Raw genomic sequence first — 6,476 nt, forward strand, 5'->3', positions numbered from 1 at the left:
AAAGAATTGATGGTTCTGAAATCCTGCTGAGTCTGTTTAAGAGTAGAAGGTGTATCGCGAAGCTCTGTTGCTAAGCGGACGAGAAAACTATGGCGACGGCGAACAACTGTCAGTTCTGAATTGTCTGGCATCAGACTTTCTAACTCATCCAAGCTAAGGACAAAGTCAGACATCGCCTTGTGATATTTTGCCATGTCTGAGGGGTCGCGGTTGAGAATGAGATAGTTCCTCAGTGCTGCGATCTGGTCTCTTAAGGAAACTTTTAGATTTAAGACTATACTGTCAGCTTGAGCGGCTCTTTCTCGGCTCGTTTCGGTAGATTTTTCTACTTGCTTGAGCCAGTCTTCACTGCCAACTGTAAGGCATAAAATTAGCCCTACTACGGCAATAGAAGATCCAATAAACTTAGTTAATATTTTCATTGCATTCGGCTTTATTTCAACTTAAGGCGCTCTTGGAGCTTTCTAATCGGTGTATAGTCTCGATCTTCTACCAGAGTATATCCAGCCGACTCAGAACCACTGGGATCTAGCAGTCCCTCTGGAGAGTTGACAAATGCTTTCTTGAGGTTGATTACCAGTTGGGATGGAAGCTTACTAGAGACGACAATGGGCGAAAGAGGAATTGGGTCAGATTCCCAAATAATTTTGTATTTTAAAGGGTCGATATTTCCCTCTTTCTGTTGCTGAAGATACGAGCGTTTATCATCCGCGATCGCATCCACCTTTCCTGCTAGTAAATCCGCTTTTGCCTTGTTGTGGCTACCCGCATACTTGACTGTAGCAAAGTCGCGTTCGGGGTTAATACCAATGTCTTGAAAGTAAGCTAAAGGCACTAAGTAACCCGAAGCCGAGGATTTACTCACAAAGGCAAATCTCTTACCTTTCAAATCTTTAATAGTTTTGATGCCGCTGGCATTATTAACAACGATCGCGCTTGTATACCAAGGTCGTCCGGTTGTTCTTTCAATTGGCGCAACAATTGGCTTAATTTGGGGATCTCGAAGATGTGCCTTCACATACGAAAGGGGACCTAGAAAAGCCATTTCTACTTTTCCTGTCACCAGTAAATCTATCGATGTGTCGTAGTCTTTTGTAATCTGAAATTTAACAGGTTTTCCTAATGTCTTGCTTAGATAGTCCGCTAGTGGCTGAAGTTGCTTTTCCTGTTCTGCTGAAACCTGCCACGGAATCACCGCCATATTTAGGGTTTTTAGTTCCTCTCCTGTATTCCTAGAACTATCACTCAGTGGCTGAGAGCTGGGGCTTAGTGGGGTTGTGGTATTTTCACTTAGCTGAGTACAGGCTACACAACTGTACGTAACGGACAAGGCTAGGATGAAGCAAGTCACTGCTCGTTTGTAAGAGCGATTTCGTGTCCAAGATAGATGTTTTTGCATTCTGTTTAAGGCTATGTTTACCTTTTAAATTTTTACCGTGTCTGGAGAATAATACCGCTTTCCAAAATTATGAAAATAACGCTTCAAGAAATGTTATTTTTTCATATCTTAAGTTAAGTGGTAATATGAGAGATTACTACTTAAATTTTGAGTCCGCCAATTTAGATTCATGCTTTCACTCAATCCTCATTCTCAGGAGGATTGGAGAAAATAAACACTGTGTTTTTACGGGTTTTTAAGATTTTCTTTCTCAAACCCAAAATCTAGTTTTAAGCGATCGCTCATCTATCCACCCACAGATGCTCCTCAAGGGGGGATTAACTTAGTAACAGGGAAAATTACTCCAAAGTCTGGCGATCCAAGGGATTGAGAGGTTCTCCCAGGATTACAGCATTAACCAAAAAGGATTGCCTTAGAAATCCCTTCTGTCGTTTGAAATCGCGGAAAATGTGTCAATTCCCTTGCCTTGGACTTTGTGTTACTGGAATTTCTACAACGAACTCGGTTCCCTCTCCCACTGCTGATACACAACTGATCGACCCTCCATGTTTTTCTGTGACAATCTGATAGCTGATTGCCAATCCTAGCCCGGTGCCCTGACCGATTGGCTTGGTCGTGAAAAATGGGTCAAAAAGTCGCGCCTTGACATTCTCACGGATACCGGGGCCGTTATCTGCAATTCGCACTACAATTTTGTTCGCGTTCAAAACTTCAGTGCAAATCTGGATGGTCGGTAATTGAGAATTAGGAATGGGGAACCCGCTATTAGAACTTGTTTCTCCAGAATCCATGAGCTTTTGACGATTAGAGGGCAACCCTTCTAAAGCATCTATGGCATTGCTCAAGATATTCATAAATACTTGATTCAGTTGTCCTGCATAACACTCTACTTCTGGCAGCTTGCCATATTTCTTAATAACTATAATTCCTGGAGAATCTGGTTTAGCTTTCAGCCGATTCTGCAAGATTAAGAGGGTGCTATCAATACCCTCGTGAATATCAACCGGCTTCATTTCTGCTTCATCCAGGCGGGAGAAGGTTCGCAAAGAGAGGACAATCTGGCGGATGCGGTCAGCGCCTAACTTCATTGAAGCGACCATTTTGGGCAGGTCTTCAAGAACAAACTCAATGTCTAAAGCCTCAACTTCTTCTTGAATCTCTGGCGCGGGATTGGGATAGTACCGTTGGTAGACTTTCATTAGATTGAGCAAGTCTTGTGTATATTGCTCGGTGTGGATGAGATTGCCGTAGATAAAGTTAACGGGATTATTAATTTCATGCGCCACTCCAGCGACCAGTTGACCCAAACTGGACATTTTTTCAGTCTGAATCAGTTGAGATTGGGTCTTTTTGAGTTCGTGCAAAGTTTGTTGCAACTGCTGGGCTTTTTCTCGTTCCTTCGCTTCCGACTGGCGCAAGGCATCAAGAGCTTGCTTGCGATCGCTAATATCATTGTTAATTTCTAGTCTGGCGGACACCTGACCAAATTCATCTAATTGCAGCGTCCATCGGCTAGCTACCGTGATTTGAGTGCCATCACGCTTGGTGTGAATCAATTCGCCTTCCCAATTCCCTTCACGCAGGCATATCTCTAGAACTTCCTCTTTTGGTTGGGGAAAGACAGTTTTCAAGAAGGTGTGGATGTACTGACCGAGTGTTTCTGCTTTTGTCCAACCATATAGCCGTTCAGCGCCCTGATTCCAATAGCTAATCTTGTCATTCAAATCCCGAATGATAATCGCGTCCGTGGCTAAGTCAAGCATCTCCATGTTCTGCCGCAAGGCTTTCTCCGCCTGCTTGCGTTCGGTAACGTCTTCTATGGTGCTGAGGATACCGATTACTTTGCCCATCGCATCGTGAATGGGAACTTTGTTGATGTCTACCCAGAGTTCTTCATTGTTTGGCTGAATCAAGCGTTCGATAATATGCAGTTCCGGGGTATCCGTTGCCATCACGCGACGGTCGTCTTTGCGGTATTTTTCTGCTATTTCTTGCGACCACAAGTCATAATCCGTCTTGCCAATAATGTTTTCTGGATTACTAATCCCAGTGATTTGACATGAAACCTTATTACAGCCTAAATAGACAGAGTTTCTATCCTTCCAGAAGATATATTGGGGAATATTATCCAAAATCAGTTGCAGCAGTTCTGCGCCTTTGCGAATGTCCTCAGCTGCTTTGCGATCGGTGATATCATTGCCAAATTGAATCACATCAACCAATTTGCCTCGCTCGTCAAACCGCTTCAGAACATTCCAATTGATAATCCGTTTTTCTCGATTCTGGATGGTCAAAACTGTTTCATAGTCGCGGACGCCTCCGTGCTTCAGGGTGGATAATAACTGCTCGATACCTCTGTATTCATCGTCAGCATAAAAGATTTCCCACCAGTTGCGTCCAATTAATTCTTCTGCGCAGTAGCCTGTCACCTGCTCAACAGCAGGATTGACAAATGTAATCACCCCATCAAGCTTTAGCCCAACGACCAGTGCTGGTGTAGTCTGAACAATAAATGATGTATAGTCGCGTTCTTTCTGAAGTTCATTTTCTGTCCGATAGCGATCGCTCATCTCCCCATAAATAAGCCTGTAAACCCATAAAGCAATAATAAAATTTAGGAATACACCGCTTAAAAATGTAATTAGAGAGTCACGAGCCTGGTCTTTCGCTTGTTGGTACCGCTCCTTCAACAAATGCTTTTGGTCATTTTCCAAATCATTGACAAGCAGGCGGATGTTATCCATCACTACCTTGCCTTCATTCGTCTTAACTAATTGCTGGGCGGCTTCAAATCCCTTGTTTTTTCGTAATTCGATTGACCGTTTCAATTCAGAAAATTTACTTGCAGTCAGAGATTCCAGAGTGCCGAGCTTCTGCTGTTGATTGAGGTTATTTCCCGCTAATCCCTTGAGAAACTCAACTTGTTGATTAACCTTAGCTGTTGCTGTGTAGTAGGGTTGTAAATAAGCCTCGTCTCCAGTGATTATGTAGCCACGCTGCCCAGTTTCTGCGTCCTTGATTCCGGAAAATACATCATCAAGCTGATTAATGAAGGTAAAGGTATCGTCTACTGAGTTATTCGCTTGCACAAGTTGCGTGATACTCCGGTACGAAATCCCACCAATGCTAACCAGTAGGACAGTTGCCACTCCCAGACCTCCCGCAACCTTGTAGAAGAATTTCCGATGCAAGTGCTTCGTTGAGCTGCCCTCAGTGGGTGCATACACTAGATCAGCTTCATTTTTAGGCAGAATCGCTTTCATCATGGCGTGTTTCGGTGAACTAAGGTTGAGGGTGAACGATAACCAGTAGCAGCTTCCAGACTTAGAAAGCGAAGCTTGATTGCATTTTTCGGATAGCGATGAAAAGCCTATAGTGTTCTCTTGATGAGGATTTTACTTGGGCAAGGGCATCGAGAAAAGATTTTGTAAATCTGATTCCATCCTTGTCTTAAAGGTATATTTGCCTAATAAAGTTCATTCTTTAGACAGATGTTTTCTCTTGATTTTATTCGTAAGCACAAGTTGAACAATATTGGCAGAATGAGGCAAATGTTAAGCCTTTTTGCGAGATAGAGTCCAAAAAACTTTTAGAGCCGCGTCATCAAACTCGGCTGCGGCCTAATTTCGACTCAAAAAACGTCTAGATGGAAATCTCCGTTTCAGGGTTTTACACATCTTAAACGGGTCTAGAGCGCGATCGCCTTCTTGGTAGGCGGCGATGCAGCGACTCGCACCTGTTTTCTTTGCAAGCGATCGCGCTTTACCAAGCCGATGGTGCCCTCCTGACTCAATTAACTAGCTTAGGAATTTACTGAAATTCTTAATGATTTGGAGAATTTAACTAAATGTAAATTCCTAACAGCAAAACTGCCAAAAATCGAAAAGATACTTCATATCGTTTCTAAAAACAATTCGATAAGCTGAAAGAAGACAGAAAGTTGAGGAAATTATATGACCGCTTTTTCTAGCGCTGGATTAAAGCAACCAGCATGGCAAACAACCGTCACCTTTACGTTGGCTTTCTGGCTTAGCGGAAGCTTGCTTTTGGACTGGGTAATTATGCCCAGTTTGTTTGCAACCGGGATGATGACTCAACCTGGATTTGCAACAGCAGGTTATTCAATTTTCTGGATTTTTAATCGGATTGAATTATTATGTGCAGCCTTAGTGTTAACGGGGCTGTTGGTTCTTCACCGCACTCAGGCTGCTTCTAAGCTGGGAGGGCGCAAAGTAATTTTCTTATCCCTGTTCTTGCTGACAATTGCCATTATTGATACATATTTTTTAACCCCACAAATGAGCGCGCTGGGGCTACAGCTCAATCTTTTTGAACCCGTTGCTGAGATTCCTGCCGGGATGAATCAAATGCACGGGGGCTACTGGACATTAGAAGCGTTGAAGTTGATTGCTAGCGGTACGCTGTTGGGTTTGTGCTATCGCGATCGCGCTTAAACGCCAGTATTTCAATTAAAGCCCATCTCATCCGTCAGACTGAAGTCTACGGCTAGACAAAAAATTAGCCCTGCCTGCGCGGGCTAATTTTTTAGCGTTGAACTGGCAAATCGAGACGGGGTTTAAAGGTTTCGATTTGCCGCAGCTTTTCGTAGAGTTCCCGTTCTTGGGAAGTGACCGTTTTGGGAACCACAACCTGAATTTCAACTAACTGATCGCCGCGATCGCCTCTACCTGTCGGGTAGCCTTTTCCGGCAAGGCGCAGGCGCTTCCCGTGCCCGACACCGCTAGGAAGCGTCATTTTCACCAAACCATCCAGGGTAGGGACTTCCACGGCTCCCCCCAAGACTGCCTCGCTGGGAGTGACTGGCAATTGGCAGAAAATATCCGAGCCTTCTACTTGAAAGAAGGCGTGGGGCGATACGGTAATTTTGAGGTACAAGTCGCCACCTTCAATGCCCTGACCCTTCAGCCGGATGCGTTGCTCGTTGACCATTCCGGGTGGCATATCCACTTCCAGCGATCGCCCATCTTCCAGCCGAATCCGCTCTCGTCCTCCCTGATAAGCTTTTTCGAGGGGCATCGTCAGTCTGGCTTCAACATCGCGCCGACTAGGGCGCGAA

Annotated in this window: 4 protein-coding genes and 1 pseudogene; 1 reads left to right on the top strand and 4 read right to left on the bottom strand. The window is 44.3% G+C overall.

Going from position 1 to position 6,476, the window contains the following annotated elements; all coding sequences use genetic code 11:
- The 3 genes and pseudogenes from H6F50_RS14975 to H6F50_RS14985 form a co-directional block, all read right to left on the bottom strand.
- Positions 1-422: pseudogene (locus H6F50_RS14975) on the bottom strand (PAS domain-containing sensor histidine kinase); the annotation flags it as partial.
- An 11-nt stretch (positions 423-433) separates the two neighbouring features.
- The gene (locus H6F50_RS14980; RefSeq protein WP_242029043.1) at positions 434-1,330 is read right to left on the bottom strand and encodes a phosphate/phosphite/phosphonate ABC transporter substrate-binding protein; all 897 of its coding nucleotides are present in this window, start codon (positions 1,328-1,330) and stop codon (positions 434-436) included.
- A gap of 521 nt (positions 1,331-1,851) precedes the next feature.
- Positions 1,852-4,665 (bottom strand): PAS domain S-box protein, encoded by a 2,814-nt coding sequence (locus H6F50_RS14985; RefSeq protein WP_190429313.1) that lies wholly within the window; start codon positions 4,663-4,665, stop codon positions 1,852-1,854.
- A gap of 687 nt (positions 4,666-5,352) precedes the next feature.
- Between H6F50_RS14985 and H6F50_RS14990 the strand changes: the two genes are divergently transcribed.
- Positions 5,353-5,853 carry a hypothetical protein gene (locus H6F50_RS14990; RefSeq protein WP_190415077.1) on the top strand — a complete coding sequence of 167 codons (501 nt, stop codon included), beginning with the start codon at positions 5,353-5,355 and terminating at the stop codon, positions 5,851-5,853.
- Between the two features lie 91 nt (positions 5,854-5,944).
- Here the strand turns inward: H6F50_RS14990 and H6F50_RS14995 are convergent.
- The coding region (locus tag H6F50_RS14995) for a J domain-containing protein (RefSeq protein WP_242029044.1) at positions 5,945-6,476 on the bottom strand (532 nt) is incomplete at its 5' end.

Source organism: Coleofasciculus sp. FACHB-712, from assembly GCF_014695635.1.
GTDB lineage: Bacteria > Cyanobacteriota > Cyanobacteriia > Cyanobacteriales > FACHB-T130 > FACHB-T130.